Raw genomic sequence first — 17,947 nt, forward strand, 5'->3', positions numbered from 1 at the left:
TACTTTTATAAGAAGGAAATGGTTTTGACTCAACTTGAATTTATTCTTGATAAATTAGATGACTTAAAAGGCACTGATATTTTGCATCTTGATGTGCGTGGTAAATCCCCTATTACTGATGATTTAGTGATTTGTACCGGTAATTCCAGCCGTCATGTGCAGTCTTTAGCACAAAAATTGGTAGAAGAATGTAAAAAAGCAGGAATTGATGCCTTTGGTGAGGAAGGAAAGGAAATGGCTGATTGGGTCGTGGTGGATTTTGGGCAAGTGATGGTGCATATTATGCAACAAGACAGCCGAACATTGTATCAGTTAGAAAAATTATGGTGTTAATTTTATTACCGTTATAGCTTGAAATCACATAGTGTTGGCACGCCTTGTTTTATTTCAAATGAAAGCGGTTATATTTTGTGGCGAATAGATAAATGAAAATCCAATTAATTGCGGTGGGAACGAAAATGCCAAGTTGGGTCAAAACGGGTTTTGAAGAATATCAACGCCGTTTTCCTAAGGATATTCCCTTAGAATTGGTTGAAATTCCTGCGGGGAAACGAGGGAAGAATGCCGATATTAAACGCATTTTAGAGCAAGAGGGCGATAAAATGTTGGCAATTTGTGGTAAAAATAGCCATATTGTTACCCTTGATATTCCGGGCAAGGCTTGGACAACGGAGCAATTAGCTAAGCAATTTGAGGGGTGGCGTAATGATGGGCGAGATATTGCTTTATTGATTGGAGGACCGGAGGGATTATCGCCTGCTTGTAAAGCTGCCGCTGAAAGTAGTTGGTCATTGTCGCCATTAACCTTGCCACACCCATTGGTGCGGATTGTGGTGGCAGAAAGTTTATATCGTGCTTGGTCATTACTTACCAATCACCCCTATCATCGAGAATAATGGGCTATGGATCTTAAGAAATTCCTTGCTCAACCCCAATATGACCCCATTCGTGATGCCAAAGCAGAACGAAATTTATTTGCACGCCGAGCATTACTGGCTTTCATTGGTGTGTTATTGCTGACCGCAATTTTGCTCACGAACCTTTATCATCTCCAAATTACCAATTATCAAACTTATCAAACACGTTCTAATGGTAATCGGATTAAATTATTGCCGTTACCGCCCACAAGAGGGTTAATCTATGATCGTTATGGTAAGTTATTGGCGGAAAATTTAACTTATTTTGGGTTATATGTTGTGCCTGAAAAAGTAGAAAATTTAGACCGCACTTTTGATGAGTTGCGCACTTTAGTGGGGCTGACTGATGAAGATATTGAGGGATTTAAACGTGAACGTCGGCGTGCTTCCCGTTATACCCCTATTTTGCTGAAACCTGATTTAACTGAGGAGCAAATTGCTCGTTTTGCCGTTAATCAGTATAACTACCAAAGTATGGATATTCGTCCTTATTTTAAACGTCATTATTTATATGGCGAGCCTTTAACCCATATTTTAGGCTATGTGGGCAAAATTAATGACAAAGATGTAGAGCGTTTAAAAACAGAGGATAAATTTGCCAATTATGCTGGTACACATGATATTGGTAAGCTCGGTATTGAGCGTTATTATGAAGATCAGCTACATGGCGTAACGGGCTTTGAGGAAGTTGAAACCAATAATCGAGGTAAAGTTATCCGTACTCTGCGTGAACAGCCTGCGGTAGCAGGAAAGAGTATTCAATTAACCATTGATTTAGAATTACAGCGTTATGTTGCTGATTTAATCAGTGGCTATAATGGGGCGGTTGTGGTTTTAGATCCAACTGATAATAGTATTTTAGCTATGGTAACCAACCCCAGTTATGATAATAATTTATTTGTGGGGGGGATTTCGGTTGCCGATTATCGCCGTTTATTAAACGATGATGATCGCCCTTTATATAGTCGGGCTACTCAAGGTGCGTATCCGCCAGCTTCTACGGTAAAACCCTTTATTGGGGTATCCGCTTTACAAGAAAAGGTCATTACCACAAATTTAACTATTTGGGATCCGGGTTATTGGGTATTACCCAATACCACTAGACGCTATCGTGATTGGAAAAAATCAGGGCATGGTAATACGGATTTAAATAAGGCGATTATTGAATCTTCCGACACCTATTTTTATCAACTTGCTTATAATATGGGGATTGATCGGTTATCTGAGGCAATGAAAAAGTTTGGTTTTGGTATGACCACAGGGATTGATTTGCGTGAAGAATCAACGGGGATTATGCCAGATCGAGAATGGAAACAACGCCGTTATAAAAAACCTTGGGTGCAAGGGGATACCATTCCTGTGGGGATTGGGCAAGGTTATTGGACAGCAACGCCATTGCAACTGGCTAAAGCCACCAGTATTTTGGTGAATAATGGTAAAGTGCATACGCCACATTTAATGAAACAAATTATGGGTGATGAAATAGAAACTTATCAAGACCCTTTGTTTTATCCTGATATTAATGAACCACCACAACAATATTGGGACGCGGCTAAACGTGGTATGTGGGGCGTGATTAATGCTGCAAATGGTACTGGACGAAAAGCCTTTGTGGGGACAAATTATGTGGCAGCAGGTAAATCGGGAACTGCGCAGGTCTTTAGTTTAAAAGAAAATGAAACTTATGATGCCAAGAATTTGTCAAAGCATTTGCACGATCACGCTTGGTTTATTGGTTATGCACCTTATGATAAGCCTAAATTGGTTATTTCCATTATTTTAGAGAATGCAGGGGGAGGAAGTTCTAATGCTGCCCCAGTGGTACGCCAAATTATGGATTATTATTTGAATGTCCGTTTGCCACAAGTGGAGAAAATGCAACAAGACCAGTTAAACTCGGCACAAGCTAAGGATAATCTTAATGAATGAAAAAAGTTTGCTATTGCGTTTATGGCAACGTTTACACCTTGATTTGTTATTATTGCTCGGATTGATTGTTATTTCTGGCTATGGCTTATTGGTGTTATATAGTGCCTCTGGTGGCAATCAAGCTATGTTCCGTAATCGGGTTATCCAAGTGGCATTAGGTTTTGTGGTGATGTTAGTGATGGCACAGTTTTCGCCACGTTTTTACCAACGCATTGCCCCTTATTTATTTATTGTTGGCATTATTTTATTAATTTTAGTGGATTTTGCTGGAACAACCAGTAAAGGGGCACAACGTTGGCTTGATCTAGGAATTATCCGTTTCCAGCCTTCGGAAATTGTAAAATTATCCGTTCCCTTAATGGTGGCGGTTTATTTAGGCAAAAAGAGTTTACCACCAAAACTCTCTAATACCTTGATTGCCTTAGGATTAATCGTTGTTCCTACCTTGTTGGTAGCGATTCAACCTGATTTAGGTACCTCAATTTTGGTTAGTGCCTCGGGGGTTTTTGTGGTATTTTTAGCGGGTATGAGCTGGAAACTAATTGCCACTGCGGTAGTGGGTTTAGCAGGCTTTCTCCCTATTTTATGGTTATATTTAATGCATGATTATCAACGCACAAGGGTAATGACCTTATTAGATCCTGAAAAAGATCCATTAGGTGCGGGGTATCATATTATCCAATCTAAAATTGCTATTGGTTCGGGAGGGTTATTTGGCAAAGGTTGGATGCAGGGAACACAATCTCAACTAGAATTTTTACCAGAACCCCATACAGATTTTATTTTTTCTGTATTAAGTGAGGAATTTGGTATGTTGGGTGTGTTAGTATTATTGGCAATTTATTTATTTATTGTAGCAAGAGGATTAATTATCGGAGCGCAAGCCGAAACAGCGTTTGGGCGTATTTTGACCGGTGCATTGACCTTGATCTTTTTTGTTTATGTTTTTGTGAATATTGGTATGGTAAGCGGTATTTTACCTGTTGTTGGTGTGCCATTACCATTATTCAGCTATGGCGGTACTTCTTTTGTTACCATTATGGCAGGCTTTGGTTTGATTATGTCAATCCATACCCATAAACAAAAATTATCAAATAAAGATTAACTAGGAAATTGATATGACTAAAAGTAACAAGATATTAACGATTTTATTGGCTTTTTTGTTTGTGAGTTCGCCTACTCTTTATGCTAAATCAGAAACAAAAACGCTCTATGGGATTACTGGGGCAAAGTTAGATAAACAAACCTCTTTAGCAAGCCCAACAACCTATCAGGTTAAAGGAAAATCCTATACAACTAAAGCCACTGATGAGGCAAAAAATTATTCTAAGGTAGGGACTGCCAGTTATTATCATAGTAAATTTAATGGGCGTAAAACCTCAAATGGCGAAACCTATAATCAAATGGAATTTACCGCAGCACATAAAACCTTGCCGATTAATTCTTATGCGTTGGTTACTAATTTAACCAATAATCGTAAAGTGATTGTTCGCATTAATGATCGAGGTCCTTTTGTTAATTCACGCTTAATTGATCTTTCTCGTGCAGCGGCTAAAGAGATTGGTATGTTAGGAGCTGGGTTAGCAAAAGTAAAAATTGAGGCGCTTCATGTTGATCGGGCAGGTAAAATCTCGGGAGCAGGTGTTGATACCTTAGCTAAACAAGCTAAAGACACAAGTCGTTTGGTTCTGGGGGAAACGAGTACAATGCTGGCGAATAATGCAAGTAAAGCCACAGGCATATCAAGTAAACAACCTTCAGCGACCTTAGTGAACACTGATCGCCTTGTTGCAACACAAAATAGTGAAGTCAATAAAAGTGTGGCAAGTAATTATGCAGTGCGTATGAAAAACCTTGAAAGCGAAAATCAAGCACAAGATCTGGTGGAAAAATTGGCGATGAAAAACGTTAAAACAGAGATTACTCAAGTAGGCGAGGAGTACGAAGTATTATTTACTGCATTAAATAGTCAGCGAGATATTAATCAAATTAAACAAAAATTAAATCAATTAGATAACGCCCAATCGGTATCCTTATATACTTATAGTTATTAATTATTTTTGAAACAGCAAATTTTATTTTTATAACAAGGAGCAAGGAGTTTTATGCTAACTACTGTTATTCGCAAAAGTAAAGTAACCATTTTAGCGAGTTTATGTGCCATTTCATCGTTTTCTTTCGCTCAAGATGTGGATTATGGCATTACACCGCCACAAATTAATGCACAAACCTATATTTTAATGGATTATCATTCAGGCGCAGTGTTAGCCGCCTATCAACCTGATCAACGGCAAGCACCTGCATCATTAACCAAAATGATGACCAGTTATGTGGTAGGCGATGCGATTAAACGTGGCGAACTGCACCCAACAGATATGGTTACTATTACCGAAAGTAGTTGGGGACGAAATTTTCCCGGTTCTTCCAAAATGTTCCTGAATTTAAATCAACAAGTATCCGTTGATGATCTTAATCGTGGCATTATTATTGTTTCTGGTAATGATGCTTGTGTTGCTATTGCAGAATATTTATCAGGTTCAACCCAAAATTTTATTGATCAAATGAATAAATTTGCACAGCAATTTGGGCTTAAAAATACCCATTTTGCCACAGTGCATGGTTTAGATCATGAAGATCAATATTCTTCGGCTCGTGATATGGCGATTATTGGTGCACATTTAATTCGTGATTTACCAGAAGAATATAAAATTTATGCGGAAAAAGAGTTTACTTTTAACAACATTAAACAGCCCAACCGCAATGGGTTATTATGGGATAAATCATTAAATGTTGATGGCATTAAAACAGGGCATACCAATCTAGCTGGCTATAATTTAGTGGCATCGGCAACACAAAATAATATGCGTTTAATTTCAGTGGTCATGGGGGTAGAAACCCTCAAAGGTCGTGAGGTTGAAAGCAAAAAATTATTACAATGGGGACTTAGTCGTTTTGATACCTTTAAAACCTTAGAAGCGGATAAAACGATTTCGGAGCAAGCCATTTATTATGGCAAAGAGAATAAAGTCGCATTAGGGGTATTACAAGATGCCTTTATTACCATTCCTAAAGGGCGTAATGCCGATCTTAAAGCACGCTATGAATTAGTGGATAAATATTTGCAAGCTCCATTAGCCAAAGGACAAGTGATTGGTAAGGTAATTTATCAGCTTGATGGAAAAGATATTGCCGAAGTGAATTTGCAAGTGTTACAAGATGTAGAAGAAGCGGGCTTTATTGGGCGAGCTTGGGATTGGATTGTGCTAACCGTAAAAGGATTATTTAGTTAGCTTGTAAAAGGAAAAATTGTCCTTATATTTTATTTTGGTAAAATATCTTTTACAAAGAGCGGTGAGTTTTGTAACATTTTTGCAAAACCTCCGCTTTACTATATTTTTACCTGATAATTTTATTGATAAGAATAGTTGATGAGAGAGAAAATAAGATGAGTAAAGAAGTAAATTTAAGCGAATTACCCCAAGCGAGTTTAAAAGAATTGTTGGAATTTCCTTGTGATTTTCCTTATAAAATTATGGGCGAAGCACACCCAGAGCTATTAGACAATGTATTAGAAGTGATCCAACGCCATGCACCGGGTGATTACTCTCCCGTTGTGAAACCTAGCCGTACGGGTAAATATCATTCCATTACCGTAACCATTAATGCGAAAGATATTGAGCAAATTGAAAAATTATATAAAGAGCTCGGAGAGCTTGAACGAGTGAGAATGGTGCTATAACCTTGATAGATCATGAATAAAATAGAACAACAGGATAAACAGGCAAAACGCATTATTGTGCGTCAACTAGGGCAACAAGATTACCAAAGCATTTGGCAAAAAATGCAAGATTTTACCGATCAACGCCAAGCGGATACCGCCGATGAAATTTGGCTTGTTGAGCATTTTCCTGTTTTTACCCAAGGACAAACGGGAAAAGCCGAGCATTTATTGCGACACAGTGAAATTCCCGTAGTGCAATCAGATCGTGGTGGGCAAATTACTTATCATGGGCTAGGACAGCAGATTATGTATATCTTGATTGATATTAAACGTAAAAAACAGCGTAATCTTGCTCCCCATTCAACAGCTGAACAAGCCCCATTGACGGTGCGACAATTGGTTTCTACTTTAGAACAAACAGTAATACAAACCTTAGCGGATTATGGGGTAGAAAGTTATGCAAAAGCTGATGCGCCGGGGGTTTATGTGAATGAACAAAAAATTTGTTCATTAGGCTTGCGGATTCGGCGTGGTTGTTCCTTTCATGGTTTAGCATTAAATATTAATATGGATTTAACCCCCTTTTTAAACATTAATCCTTGTGGTTATGCTGGTTTGGAAATGTGTCAATTAGCGACATTAATTGATGAACCGAGTTTGCGTTGTGAACCCGTTGCCAGCAAATTGGTACAACATTTTTGCCAATTATTAGATTATCAAGAGATACAGTATAAAGAAGGCTTTTAGTAAGCCGATAATGAGGAACTATTATGGGTCAACCCTTTAAAATGGAGCGAGGCGTTAAATATCGTGATGCTGCCAAAACCTCCATTATTCCAGTAAAAAATATCGATCCTAATCAGGAATTATTGAAAAAACCTGAATGGATGAAAATTAAATTGCCTGCAAGCTCAGCCAAAATAGAAAGTATTAAAAATGGTATGCGTCGTCATGGCTTACATTCTGTTTGCGAAGAGGCTTCATGCCCGAATTTACATGAATGTTTTAATCATGGTACTGCCACATTTATGATCTTAGGGGCGATTTGTACCAGACGTTGCCCGTTTTGCGATGTGGCACATGGTAAGCCCCTCCCCCCAGATCCCGAAGAACCGAGAAAATTGGCAGAAACCATTCAAGATATGAAATTAAAATATGTGGTGATTACATCGGTGGATCGCGATGACTTGCCTGATCGTGGTGCAGGACATTTTGCCCAATGTGTAAAAGAAATTCGGGCATTAAACCCGGGCATTAAAATTGAAATCTTAGTCCCTGATTTTCGTGGCAGAATTGAACAGGCATTGGATAAATTAAAGGATAATCCACCTGATGTGTTTAATCATAATTTAGAAAATGTACCAAGATTATACCGAGAAATTCGTCCCGGTGCGGATTATCAATGGTCACTCAAATTGTTGCGTGATTTTAAAGCCATGTTCCCCCATATTCCAACGAAATCAGGCTTAATGGTTGGATTGGGCGAAACTAATGAAGAAATTCTGCAAGTGATGCAGGATTTGCGTGATAATGGCGTTACGATGTTGACCTTAGGACAATATTTACAACCAAGCCGTCATCATCTTCCTGTGGCACGTTATGTACCGCCAACTGAGTTTGATATGATGCGAGAAAAGGCGAATGCCATGGGCTTTGAACACGCCGCTTGTGGACCTTTTGTGCGTTCTTCTTATCATGCGGATTTACAAGCCAGTGGTGGGGTGGTTAAGTAATTTATGATGTGTTGTTATTGTTAAAATAGCAAGTGCGGTCAAAAATAAAATTATTTTTTGACCGCACTTTTTTATAGTTATTTTAATTTATAGCCGTTCCTCTTTAAAATAATAGGGTGTTGGCACGCCTCGCCGTACTCTCTAAATTGAAGCGACTATAAAATAAGATGACTATATTTTTTTAAAATTTGTGGTTGCTCAAGGGAAAGTGAATAAAGATTGGCAATAAAATGGGTTTGTTCACTTTCTGGTATGTTAAATGGCAGGTAATTGAGAATTTGCTGATGTAAGTATAAAATTTTTGGAAAATCCACCGCTCTTTTCATTTCTGCAAACATTGCTTGATTAAGCGGTTGAGCGGCGTAACCACGCTTAATTCGCCCCAACGCATTGGCAAGATGAATTAACAACATTTGCACTTGAGCTGTTTCGGTGTTGACTTGCCATTGATGACGTAATAGCCCTTCAATATTAAGTACCACTTCAACAATATGGTAATTGATTAAATTACGTTGTTGTAATAGTAATAAGCGTTGTAATAAGCCCATTCATTATCATTGTTAGGAATAGATGAGCTATTGTAATGAAATTGATTTGCTTTACAAAGTGTTATTTGGAAAAATATAGTCATTTCACTTTAAAATAATAGGGGGTTAGCACGCCTCGCCGTACTCTCTGTACTGTTTTCGGCGAGCCACCTTGTCTTATTTTAAATTGAAACGACTATAACGTTTTGCTCGCAAAGATAGGATCTTGATAAAGAATAAGGATAATGAAAGTAACATGATAGATGTAAATTTATTTCGCCATTATAAAGGGTTAGTTTTTGATATGGACGGTACGTTAGTGGATACTATGCCTTGCCACGCTCGTGCTTGGGAAATGGTGGGCGAGCATTTAGGTTATCCAACTAAGGGCGATGTACTTTATCAATTAGGTGGAGCATCAGTGCGTACCATTGCTATGGAAACCATGAAAAAATATGGTATTCCTATGGATTTGTTAGAGCAGGTTATTCAACTTAAACGGCAATTTGGGATTGAGTTAATTCAACAACAATCAACATTGTTGCCTACGGCTGAGGTGGTAAAGCATTTTTATGGTAAAACACCATTGGCATTAGGGACAGGCTCGCATAAAGTGGTGGTGGATATGATTTTACAAAAACACCAAATTGCCCCTTATTTTAAGGCGATTGTTACTGCTGATGATGTTACTAAACATAAGCCTGAGCCAGATACTTTTTTACGTTGTGCGGAATTAATGGCGGTTGATCCTTGTCAATGTGTGGTTTTTGAAGACGCTGATTTAGGGGTACAAGCAGGATTACGTGCAGGTATGGATGTTTTTGATGTACGCATTAACCAGTTAATTAAGCATGCTTGATTGGTTTTTTTCTAGTCAATTTTGGCTAGAATTATTACTTAAATATGGATTATGGGTAATGTTTTTGAGTGCTTTATTAAGTGCCACGTTATTGCCCGGTAATTCAGAGATAATTTTTGTAACCTTAGCGATTAATCACTTTTCTGTCGCAACAAATACTATGGCGATAGGGCAATTATTGTTAGTGGCAACCTTAGGCAATAGTCTTGGTAGCCTATCCACTTATTGGCTTGGACGCTTGTTGCCCCAACCTTATTTTGCCACAAAGCAAACAAAATCCGTTTGGGCGATACAGCAGGTGCAACGGTTTGGGGTGTGGGCATTGTTATTCAGTTGGTTGCCAGTGGTGGGCGATGTGTTGTGTGCAGTGGCAGGGTGGTTACGCTTAAACGCTTTATGGACGGGGTGTTGTATTGTGCTAGCAAAAGCGTTACGTTATGTGTTTTTATTGTTAATGCTATTATAGTCGTTCCACTTTAAAATGATACTGCGTTGGTACGCCTCACTGTACCGTCTTGTCTCATTTTAAATTGAAACGACTATACCATTAGCGAAGTGAATTTTCATTGGGATATTTTCGTTTATTAGGTTTTCCGTTAGAATGAAAAAACAATAAAAAAACCGCCCATAAAGGGCGGTAAAATAACCTAAGGAACCAATTTATAAAACAACTGTAAGTTGTACTAACTAAGACTGGCGAAAATGAAAAAAGTTCAGTATAAAATAAAAAAATTTTTGTTTTTATCTTAACATTGTGTTTTGGCTTTATTTTTGAACGGAATAACCATTATTGTATTCATAAAAAAACCGCCCATAAAGGGCGGTAAATATAACCTAAGGAACCAATTTATAAAACAACTGCAAGTTGCTTGTAAACTAAGACTGATTAAATTGGAAAAAGTTCAGAAAAAATTAAAAAAATTTTTTAATTAATTTAACTCAATGATTTATAAGGGGAAATAGAATGCCATTATTGGATAGTTTTAAAGTTGATCATACTATTATGCAAGCACCAGCGGTACGCATTGCAAAAACCATGACTACGCCGAAAGGCGATATTATTTCGGTATTTGATTTACGTTTTTGCCGTCCGAATAAAGAGATTATTTCGCCACGAGGTATTCATACTCTTGAGCATTTATTTGCGGGCTTTATGCGTGAACATTTAAATGCTGATGATGTGGAAATCATTGATATTTCGCCAATGGGTTGTCGTACGGGTTTTTATATGAGCGTGATTGGAACGCCTGATGAACAACGGGTCGCTGATGCTTGGTTATTAGCTATGAAAGATGCCTTGGCGGTTAAAAATCAACAAGATATTCCCGAGTTAAATGAGTATCAATGTGGTTCTTATCAAGAACATTCTTTAGCTGATGCTCATCAGGCTTGCCGTCAAGTGGTGGAGCAGGGTATTGGTATCAACAAGAACGAAGATTTATTATTAGACGAGAAATTTTTACAGCAATAACAATAAGGGCGTTGATGAATTAACGCCCTTATTATTTATTCAATCATAATAAAGATAAGGATAAAAATATGACAACAATAGGTACTGCATTAACTCCTACTGCGACCAAGGTAATGATGCTTGGTGCGGGCGAATTAGGCAAAGAAGTGGTGATTGAATTACAGCGTTTAGGTGTAGAAGTGATCGCCGTAGACCGTTATGCCAATGCTCCAGCACAGCAAGTGGCACATAGAGCTTATACCATTTCAATGTTAGACGGTGAGGCGTTAAAAGCCTTAATTGAACAGGAAAAACCTGATTATATTGTGCCAGAAGTAGAGGCGATAGCCACCGATACGTTACTTGAATTAGAGCAGGCAGGATTTAATGTTATTCCTACGGCAAAAGCCACAAAATTAACCATGAATCGTGAAGGAATTCGCCGACTGGCAGCAGAGCAGTTAGGATTACCTACTTCGCCTTATCAGTTTGTGGACAGCTTTGAGGATTTTTGTGTTGCCGTTGATAACATTGGTGTCCCTTGTGTGGTCAAACCTATTATGAGTTCTTCTGGGCATGGGCAAAGTATTTTGAAATCCAAGCAGGATTTGAGTAAGGCTTGGGAATATGCCCAACAAGGCGGACGTGCTGGTGGTGGTCGTGTGATTGTTGAGGGATTTATTAAATTTGATTACGAAATTACCTTATTAACGGTACGTCATATCGGTGGAACGGCTTTTCTCGCTCCGATTGGGCATACACAGGTTGATGGTGATTATCGTGAATCTTGGCAACCACAAGCGATGTCTGAAATTGCTTTGCAAAAAGCTCAACAAATTGCAGAGAAAATTACTAGTGCGTTGGGCGGACGAGGGATTTTTGGAGTAGAAATGTTTGTGTGTGGTGATGAGGTCATTTTTAATGAAGTTTCGCCACGCCCACATGATACAGGTATGGTTACCCTTATTTCGCAAGAGCTTTCTGAATTTGCTTTACACGCTAGAGCCATTTTAGGCTTGCCGATCCCGGAAATTCAGCTTATTTCCCCTTCTGCATCAAAAGCCATTGTAGTGGAGGGTAAATCGCAACAGGTGCAATTTGCTCAACTTGAACAAGTGCTAAGTGAACCTAATACCAACATTCGTTTATTTGGTAAGGGTGAGGTTGATGGACACCGCCGTATGGGCGTATTGTTAGCACGAGATAACGATGTTGAACAAGCCTTAGCAAGGGTTCGCCGAGCTTATGATAAATTGGAAGTGAAATTATAGTTTGATTATGCTTTCGTTATTTTTCCCCTTAAATATAGCCGTTTTATTTTAAAGTGAAGCGACTATAAAATAAGGGGAAGTTTAATTAGATTAGGTCAATTTGCAAAACTTCTGCAATATTGACCGCACTTTGTGTTTCATTAGGCTTGATACGCCAACGGATATTAAATTGATCCAATTTCATACCATAAATGCGTTCGCTATATTTGCCTTGATGATAAGCAGGGCGAGGATCTTGTTGTAGCACTTCTCGAATAAAACGCTCAAAGTGCGGTGTTTTTGGGCAAAATTTTTGCAGGCTTTGTTGTGCAGTGGGGCTAAATTCAACTTGTAACAAAGGGCGAGGTTTGTCTTGTGCAAAGCCTGATTGTGCAAAAGGTTCGCTATCTGCATAGGCAAGATAAGGCTTTATATCAAAAATAGGGGTTTTATCTACTAAATCTACAGAACCGACTTGTAAAAATACCTTGCCTTGTTGTTGTTCAATGTTGAGGAGTTTTACTTTGGATAATCCTAAGGGATTTGGGCGATGCGTAGCTCGAGAAGCTAATACACCAATGCGTTGATTACCTCCTAAACGAGGCGGGCGAACTGTTGGTTGCCATTTCCCTGTTGGCACTTGATCAAATTGAAAAATTAGCCATAAATGCGAAAATTGGTCTAGCCCTCTTACCATATCAATGGAATGATAGGGGGGGAGTAATTCAATAGTGCCTGTTCCGTCTTGTACGAGATCGGGTTGACGAGGTACACAAAACTTTTCTTTATAAGGGGTATGAATAATTGCAATAGGTTGTAGGGTTAAATTTTGCATATTTTGCCTAAATTTGATCTGGAATAGTTAAAAAGTCATAAATTACCTTGTAAAATAGCCGACCTATTATTATAGTCGTCCTTTTTTAAATAATACGGCATTGGTATACCTTGTCCTATTTTAAATTGAAACGACTATACTTTAAAATAGCCGATTATTTCATTTTTTATTGTTTTATGGGGATCTATGAGCCAAAGCACAGTGAAAATGTGGTTAGAAACCGCACGACCAAAAACCCTCCCTTTAGCGTTAGCCTCTATTTTAACAGGTTCGGCATTGGCTTATTGGCAAGGGGTATTTAGTGGGCTAATTATGGCATTGTGCCTATTAACCACCCTGTTATTGCAAATTTTATCCAATTTCGCTAATGATTATGGTGATCATGCCAAGGGATCGGATACCGCAGAACGTATCGGTCCATTAAGAGGGATTCAAAAAGGCGGAATTAGCTTTCATCAATTACGCCAAGGGCTGGTATTAATGGTATTAGCGAGCTTAGTATCAGGTTGCTTATTAATTGCTGTTTCCTATCAAGATTTATCTGATATTTTTGTGTTTACTGGATTAGGGGCATTAGCCATTATTTCTGCGATTACTTATACCGTAGGGAAAAAACCCTATGGCTATTTAGGATTAGGCGATCTTTCCGTCTTAATTTTTTTCGGTTTATTAGCCGTAGCAGGTAGCTATTATTTACAAGTTCATCAATTCAATAGTGCGATTTTACTGCCCGCTTGTGCAAGTGGTTTATTGGCAGTTGCGGTATTAAATATCAATAATTTACGGGATATTGAGCAAGATCGTAAAGTGGGCAAAAATACCTTAGTGGTAAGATTAGGCGCAGAAAAAGGTCGGCTTTATCATTTATGTTTATTGAGTTTGGCAACCTTGTTTAATCTTATTTTCGCCACAGTTTATATACAACGTTGGCAAGGTTTTTTATTTCTTATTGCTATTCCTTGGCTAATTAAACATGGATATTTTGTTTATCGTCATAAAGATCCACTGGCTTTAAGACCGATGTTGGCACAAATGTCAATGTTAGCCTTATTTAGCAATTTATTATTCAGTTTAGGATTGTTGCTTGCGTAAGCAAAGGAGCTTATACTATGGTTGTTCTATTTTAAAGTGGGACAACTATATTTTAAACTATATCAAGATGTTATGTTAATGAAGGAAATGTTATGAGAATCGATACGTCAGAATTATGTGATATTTATCTTGACCAAGTGGATGTCGTTGAGCCTATGTTTTCAAGTTTTGGTGGTGTAGCTGAATTTTATGGGCAAATTACGACGGTAAAATGCTTTGAAAGTAATGGGCTAATTGCCGAAGTATTACAAGAAAGTGGCGAAGGTCGAGTGTTATTAATTGACGGCGGTGGCTCAGTACGCCGAGCTTTGGTTGATGCCGAAATTGCACAACTTGCTGCTCATAATGGTTGGGAAGGGATTATTGTTTATGGTGCAGTACGCCAAATTAGCCAACTTGAAAATATGGATATTGGTATTCAGGCTCTCGCTCCAATTCCTGTATCAGCAGATGATAATAACATTGGTGAAACCGATGTATCAGTCAATTTTGCTGGTGTTACATTCTTTCCTGAAGACTATATTTATGCGGATTTAACAGGCATAATTTTATCGCAAGATCCCCTAGATCTTGAGGAATATGATGATTAATTCTTTTTAACTTGTCCTTCAATTTATGAAGTGCGGTCGTTTTCCGCACTTTTTTGTTGATAAAAATAACAAATTAGTTAAAAAATTTTGCGTGGTATCACATATTTGAAAAATACATTGCAACAACAATTAACAAAATAAATACTTCTTGCTATATTGATCCTGCCTAATGGCGTCTTTCTCTCTATGCTAATAATTAAGGAATGTATTATGAGTCCAGCACCAATTCAAGAGAAAAAAATATTGGATAAAAATGCAATGATTTTCATTGTTGATGTTGTCCTTTTTCTCGTTTTATTAAATGTCCTACCTTTTGAGCATAAAGTAAACCAAGGATTAGCCCTATTGGTTTTTGTGGGAATTTTATGGCTTACTGAAGCCTTACATGTAACCATTACTGCACTTTTAGTGCCTATTTTAGCCATTGCTCTGGGTATGGTAGGCACGAAAGAGGCGTTAAGTGGATTTGCTGATCCGACTATTTTCTTGTTTTTTGGTGGGTTTGCTTTAGCAACCGCATTACATATCCAAAAATTGGATAAATTAATTGCTAATAAAATTATGGCAATGGCAAAAGGCAACTTATTGCTTGCAGTCATTTATTTATTTTTAGTTACCGCGTTTTTATCTATGTGGATGAGTAACACAGCTACTGCAGCAATGATGTTGCCATTAGCTATGGGGATTTTAAGCCAGTTAGATCGCAAGGAACACCACAATACCTATGTATTTGTTTTATTAGGGATTGCTTATAGTGCCAGTATTGGTGGAATGGGAACATTAGTAGGAAGCCCACCAAATGCCATTGTTGCCTCACAATTAGATTTGAGCTTTTCTGATTGGCTCAAATACGGTTTTCCTATTATGTTGATTTTATTGCCAATTATGATAGGAACGCTTTATTTGGTGTTTAAACCTAAACTTAATTTTCAATTTGAACAACATTTTGAAAAAATTGAATTAGATACGAAACGAATTATCACTTTAGCCATTTTCTTATTAATCGCCCTTTGTTGGATTTTTAGTTCATCAGTTAATCCAGCCTTATCTAGCTTATTAGGTTTAGAAAAAAATATCGGCAGTTTTGATAGTATTCTAGCCTTATTTGCCGCTACCTTGGTTTGCATTACCAAAGTCGCTACTTGGAAACAAATTCAAGAAAATACTGAATGGGGCGTATTATTATTGTTTGGTGGTGGTTTGACCTTGAGCGAAGTATTAAGAAACTCAGGGGCGAGTAAAGTAATGGCTGACGGCATTGTATTTCTTATTGAAGGTGGACATTTCTATTTAATTGGTTTGATTGTTGCAGCCTTTATTATCTTCTTAACGGAATTTACCTCAAATACCGCCAGTGCTGCTTTATTAGTACCAATCTTTATTTCCATTGCTCAAGCCTTGGGTATGCCAGAACTAGGGTTGGCATTAATTATTGGTCTAGGTGCGTCTTGTGCTTTTATGTTACCAGTAGCAACGCCACCTAATGCGATCGTGTTTGGTACAGGTGATGTACAACAAAAAGAAATGGTTAAAGCCGGTTTTGTATTGAATATAATCTGTATTTTTGTTATTGCTACGGTTGCTTATCTTTTCTGGTTTTAATGACAAACTTTGTTAGAAGTATTAGCCCTAGATATTATTTGTCTAGGGCTTATTTATAGCTATTCCACATTGAAATATAGTCATTCCACTTTAAAATAATACCGTGTTGCTCGCCTCGCCGTACTCTTTGTGCTGTATTCAGCCTGTCGTCTTGTCTTATTTTAAATTGAAACGACTATACAATGCTTAGCGAAATGACAATAATTCCTAAATAACAGAAATGTGAAATAAGGGTGTATAATAGGAACAATGTTAACCCGTCATTATGAGGAAAAAATGAATCTACATAGTCAAAATGTCTTAGATGAGCCAAATCATAACACCATTTTTATGGTATGGAATTTTAAACCTGAAATTGATGTGAGTAACCATTTTAAACGGTTATGTACATTAATTATTAACTTAAATCATACTGCTCAAATTCGTTTCCCTAATGCTCACGCCAGTGTTGTAATGGGGATTGGTTATGAGGCTTGGCAACGATTAGAATTGCCAACGCCTTTACCTAAAGAATTTTCACCATTTCGTGCCATAAAAGGTAGTAAGCATACTGCGGTATCAACGCGTGGGGATTTACATTTCCATATTCGTAGTGATGAACAAAGTTTTTGCATTGATACCGCAGCGGTGATAACTGATTTATTACAAGAAGTGGCGGAAAGTGTTGAAGAAGTTCATGGTTTTCGTTACTGGGACGGAAGAAGTATCCTTGGTTTTGTGGACGGAACAGAAAACCCACAAGGAGAAGATCGTCAACGATTTGGTATGATTGGCGAAGAAGATCCTGTTTACCAAGGGGGAAGTTATTTATTTGTGCAAAAATATTTACACGATATGCAGGCTTGGCGTGCTTTACCCGTAGAAGAACAAGAAAAAGTGATTGGACGGAGTAAAGCTGATGACATTGAAATGTCAGAAGACGTTAAACCAAGTAATTCCCATTCTGCATTGGCAAATATTGGCGATGACTTCAAAGTTATTCGTGATAATATGCCTTTTGGTAATGTGTCTAACAACGAAATGGGAACATACTTTATTGCTTATGCTAATTCTTTTAGCACAGTACGCCGTATGCTATCAAATATGTTTATTGGCAACCCAAAAGGCAATTACGATCGTATTTTAGATTTTAGTACAGCCAAAACAGGAACATTGTTTTTTGTTCCTACATTAGATATGTTAGGAGACTTCGCCGAGTAAGAAGTGCGGTGAGTTTTCGCTATTTTTTGATTTAGTAGCTAATGATTTTTGCCTTCTTGATCTAAGGAGGCGATTTAGTTTTGAATATTATCTATTATTCCATTCATTTTTCTTTCCTATGATAGTATAACCATTCCACTTTAACATAATACAGTGTTTTTCAAATTGATACGACTATATCATCTGTCAAACAAGCGAAATCCATTAAATCAAAACAAAAAATACCCCTAATAATTTATTAG

19 protein-coding genes are annotated in these 17,947 nt (G+C 37.7%); 17 read left to right on the forward strand and 2 right to left on the reverse strand.

Going from position 1 to position 17,947, the window contains the following annotated elements:
• The first annotated feature begins 24 nt into the window (after positions 1–24).
• From rsfS to lipA, 9 genes are all read left to right on the forward strand, one after another.
• On the forward strand, positions 25–333 hold the full coding sequence (gene rsfS / locus A6A20_RS09080) for a ribosome silencing factor (RefSeq protein ID WP_279573129.1): 309 nt from the start codon (positions 25–27) through the stop codon (positions 331–333).
• Between the two features lie 92 nt (positions 334–425).
• Positions 426–896, forward strand: a complete 471-nt coding sequence (gene rlmH / locus A6A20_RS09085) for a 23S rRNA (pseudouridine(1915)-N(3))-methyltransferase RlmH (protein ID WP_279573130.1) — start codon at positions 426–428, stop codon at positions 894–896.
• Positions 897–902: 6 nt separating this feature from the next.
• A complete protein-coding gene (gene mrdA, locus A6A20_RS09090) occupies positions 903–2,846 on the forward strand; it encodes a penicillin-binding protein 2 (protein WP_279573131.1) in 1,944 nt (647 codons plus the stop codon).
• Positions 2,839–3,951 (forward strand): rod shape-determining protein RodA, encoded by a 1,113-nt coding sequence (gene rodA, locus A6A20_RS09095; RefSeq protein ID WP_279573132.1) that lies wholly within the window; start codon positions 2,839–2,841, stop codon positions 3,949–3,951. Before mrdA ends, rodA begins: the two co-directional genes overlap by 8 nt.
• Positions 3,952–3,964: 13 nt before the next feature.
• The gene (locus tag A6A20_RS09100; RefSeq protein ID WP_279573133.1) at positions 3,965–4,900 is read left to right on the forward strand and encodes a septal ring lytic transglycosylase RlpA family protein; all 936 of its coding nucleotides are present in this window, start codon (positions 3,965–3,967) and stop codon (positions 4,898–4,900) included.
• A gap of 51 nt (positions 4,901–4,951) precedes the next feature.
• Entirely contained in the window at positions 4,952–6,136 is a 1,185-nt protein-coding gene (locus A6A20_RS09105) for a serine hydrolase (protein WP_279573134.1), read from the forward strand.
• A 155-nt stretch (positions 6,137–6,291) separates the two neighbouring features.
• Complete coding sequence (gene ybeD, locus A6A20_RS09110) at positions 6,292–6,585, forward strand: DUF493 family protein YbeD (RefSeq protein ID WP_132689325.1); 294 nt, start codon at positions 6,292–6,294, stop codon at positions 6,583–6,585.
• Positions 6,586–6,597: 12 nt separating this feature from the next.
• A complete protein-coding gene (gene lipB, locus A6A20_RS09115; RefSeq protein ID WP_279573135.1) occupies positions 6,598–7,314 on the forward strand; it encodes a lipoyl(octanoyl) transferase LipB in 717 nt (238 codons plus the stop codon).
• Positions 7,315–7,337: 23 nt separating this feature from the next.
• Complete coding sequence (lipA, locus tag A6A20_RS09120) at positions 7,338–8,300, forward strand: lipoyl synthase (protein WP_279573136.1); 963 nt, start codon at positions 7,338–7,340, stop codon at positions 8,298–8,300.
• Between the two features lie 155 nt (positions 8,301–8,455).
• Here the strand turns inward: lipA and A6A20_RS09125 are convergent, their stop codons facing one another.
• A complete protein-coding gene (locus tag A6A20_RS09125; RefSeq protein WP_279573137.1) occupies positions 8,456–8,848 on the reverse strand; it encodes a PRD domain-containing protein in 393 nt (130 codons plus the stop codon).
• A 235-nt stretch (positions 8,849–9,083) separates the two neighbouring features.
• Here A6A20_RS09125 and A6A20_RS09130 point away from each other — a divergent pair, with 235 nt between their 5' ends.
• The 4 genes from A6A20_RS09130 to purT all read left to right on the forward strand — a co-directional run bounded on the left by A6A20_RS09130 (position 9,084) and on the right by purT (position 12,407).
• A complete protein-coding gene (locus A6A20_RS09130) occupies positions 9,084–9,686 on the forward strand; it encodes a beta-phosphoglucomutase family hydrolase (protein WP_279573138.1) in 603 nt (200 codons plus the stop codon).
• Positions 9,679–10,152 carry a YqaA family protein gene (locus A6A20_RS09135; protein ID WP_279573139.1) on the forward strand — a complete coding sequence of 158 codons (474 nt, stop codon included), beginning with the start codon at positions 9,679–9,681 and terminating at the stop codon, positions 10,150–10,152. Before A6A20_RS09130 ends, A6A20_RS09135 begins: the two co-directional genes overlap by 8 nt.
• Before the next feature lie 498 nt (positions 10,153–10,650).
• Positions 10,651–11,157 (forward strand): S-ribosylhomocysteine lyase, encoded by a 507-nt coding sequence (gene luxS, locus A6A20_RS09140; protein WP_279573140.1) that lies wholly within the window; start codon positions 10,651–10,653, stop codon positions 11,155–11,157.
• A 68-nt stretch (positions 11,158–11,225) separates the two neighbouring features.
• Positions 11,226–12,407 (forward strand): formate-dependent phosphoribosylglycinamide formyltransferase, encoded by a 1,182-nt coding sequence (purT, locus tag A6A20_RS09145; protein WP_279573141.1) that lies wholly within the window; start codon positions 11,226–11,228, stop codon positions 12,405–12,407.
• Positions 12,408–12,492: 85 nt separating this feature from the next.
• Here purT and tsaA read toward each other — a convergent pair whose 3' ends face one another.
• Positions 12,493–13,221, reverse strand: coding sequence for a tRNA (N6-threonylcarbamoyladenosine(37)-N6)-methyltransferase TrmO (gene tsaA, locus A6A20_RS09150; RefSeq protein ID WP_279573142.1), 729 nt, complete (start codon positions 13,219–13,221; stop codon positions 12,493–12,495).
• A 186-nt stretch (positions 13,222–13,407) separates the two neighbouring features.
• Here tsaA and A6A20_RS09155 point away from each other — a divergent pair, with 186 nt between their 5' ends.
• The 4 genes from A6A20_RS09155 to A6A20_RS09170 all read left to right on the forward strand — a co-directional run bounded on the left by A6A20_RS09155 (position 13,408) and on the right by A6A20_RS09170 (position 17,705).
• A complete protein-coding gene (locus A6A20_RS09155) occupies positions 13,408–14,313 on the forward strand; it encodes a 1,4-dihydroxy-2-naphthoate polyprenyltransferase (protein ID WP_279573143.1) in 906 nt (301 codons plus the stop codon).
• A 92-nt stretch (positions 14,314–14,405) separates the two neighbouring features.
• The gene (gene rraA / locus A6A20_RS09160; RefSeq protein WP_279573144.1) at positions 14,406–14,903 is read left to right on the forward strand and encodes a ribonuclease E activity regulator RraA; all 498 of its coding nucleotides are present in this window, start codon (positions 14,406–14,408) and stop codon (positions 14,901–14,903) included.
• A 210-nt stretch (positions 14,904–15,113) separates the two neighbouring features.
• Positions 15,114–16,505: a DASS family sodium-coupled anion symporter gene (locus A6A20_RS09165; RefSeq protein WP_279573145.1), complete on the forward strand. Its 1,392-nt coding sequence runs from the start codon at positions 15,114–15,116 to the stop codon at positions 16,503–16,505.
• A gap of 249 nt (positions 16,506–16,754) precedes the next feature.
• The gene (locus A6A20_RS09170; protein WP_279573146.1) at positions 16,755–17,705 is read left to right on the forward strand and encodes a Dyp-type peroxidase; all 951 of its coding nucleotides are present in this window, start codon (positions 16,755–16,757) and stop codon (positions 17,703–17,705) included.
• Positions 17,706–17,947 lie beyond the last annotated feature (242 nt).

Source organism: Volucribacter amazonae (genome assembly GCF_029783845.1).
GTDB classification, from domain to species: Bacteria; Pseudomonadota; Gammaproteobacteria; order Enterobacterales; family Pasteurellaceae; genus Volucribacter; species Volucribacter amazonae.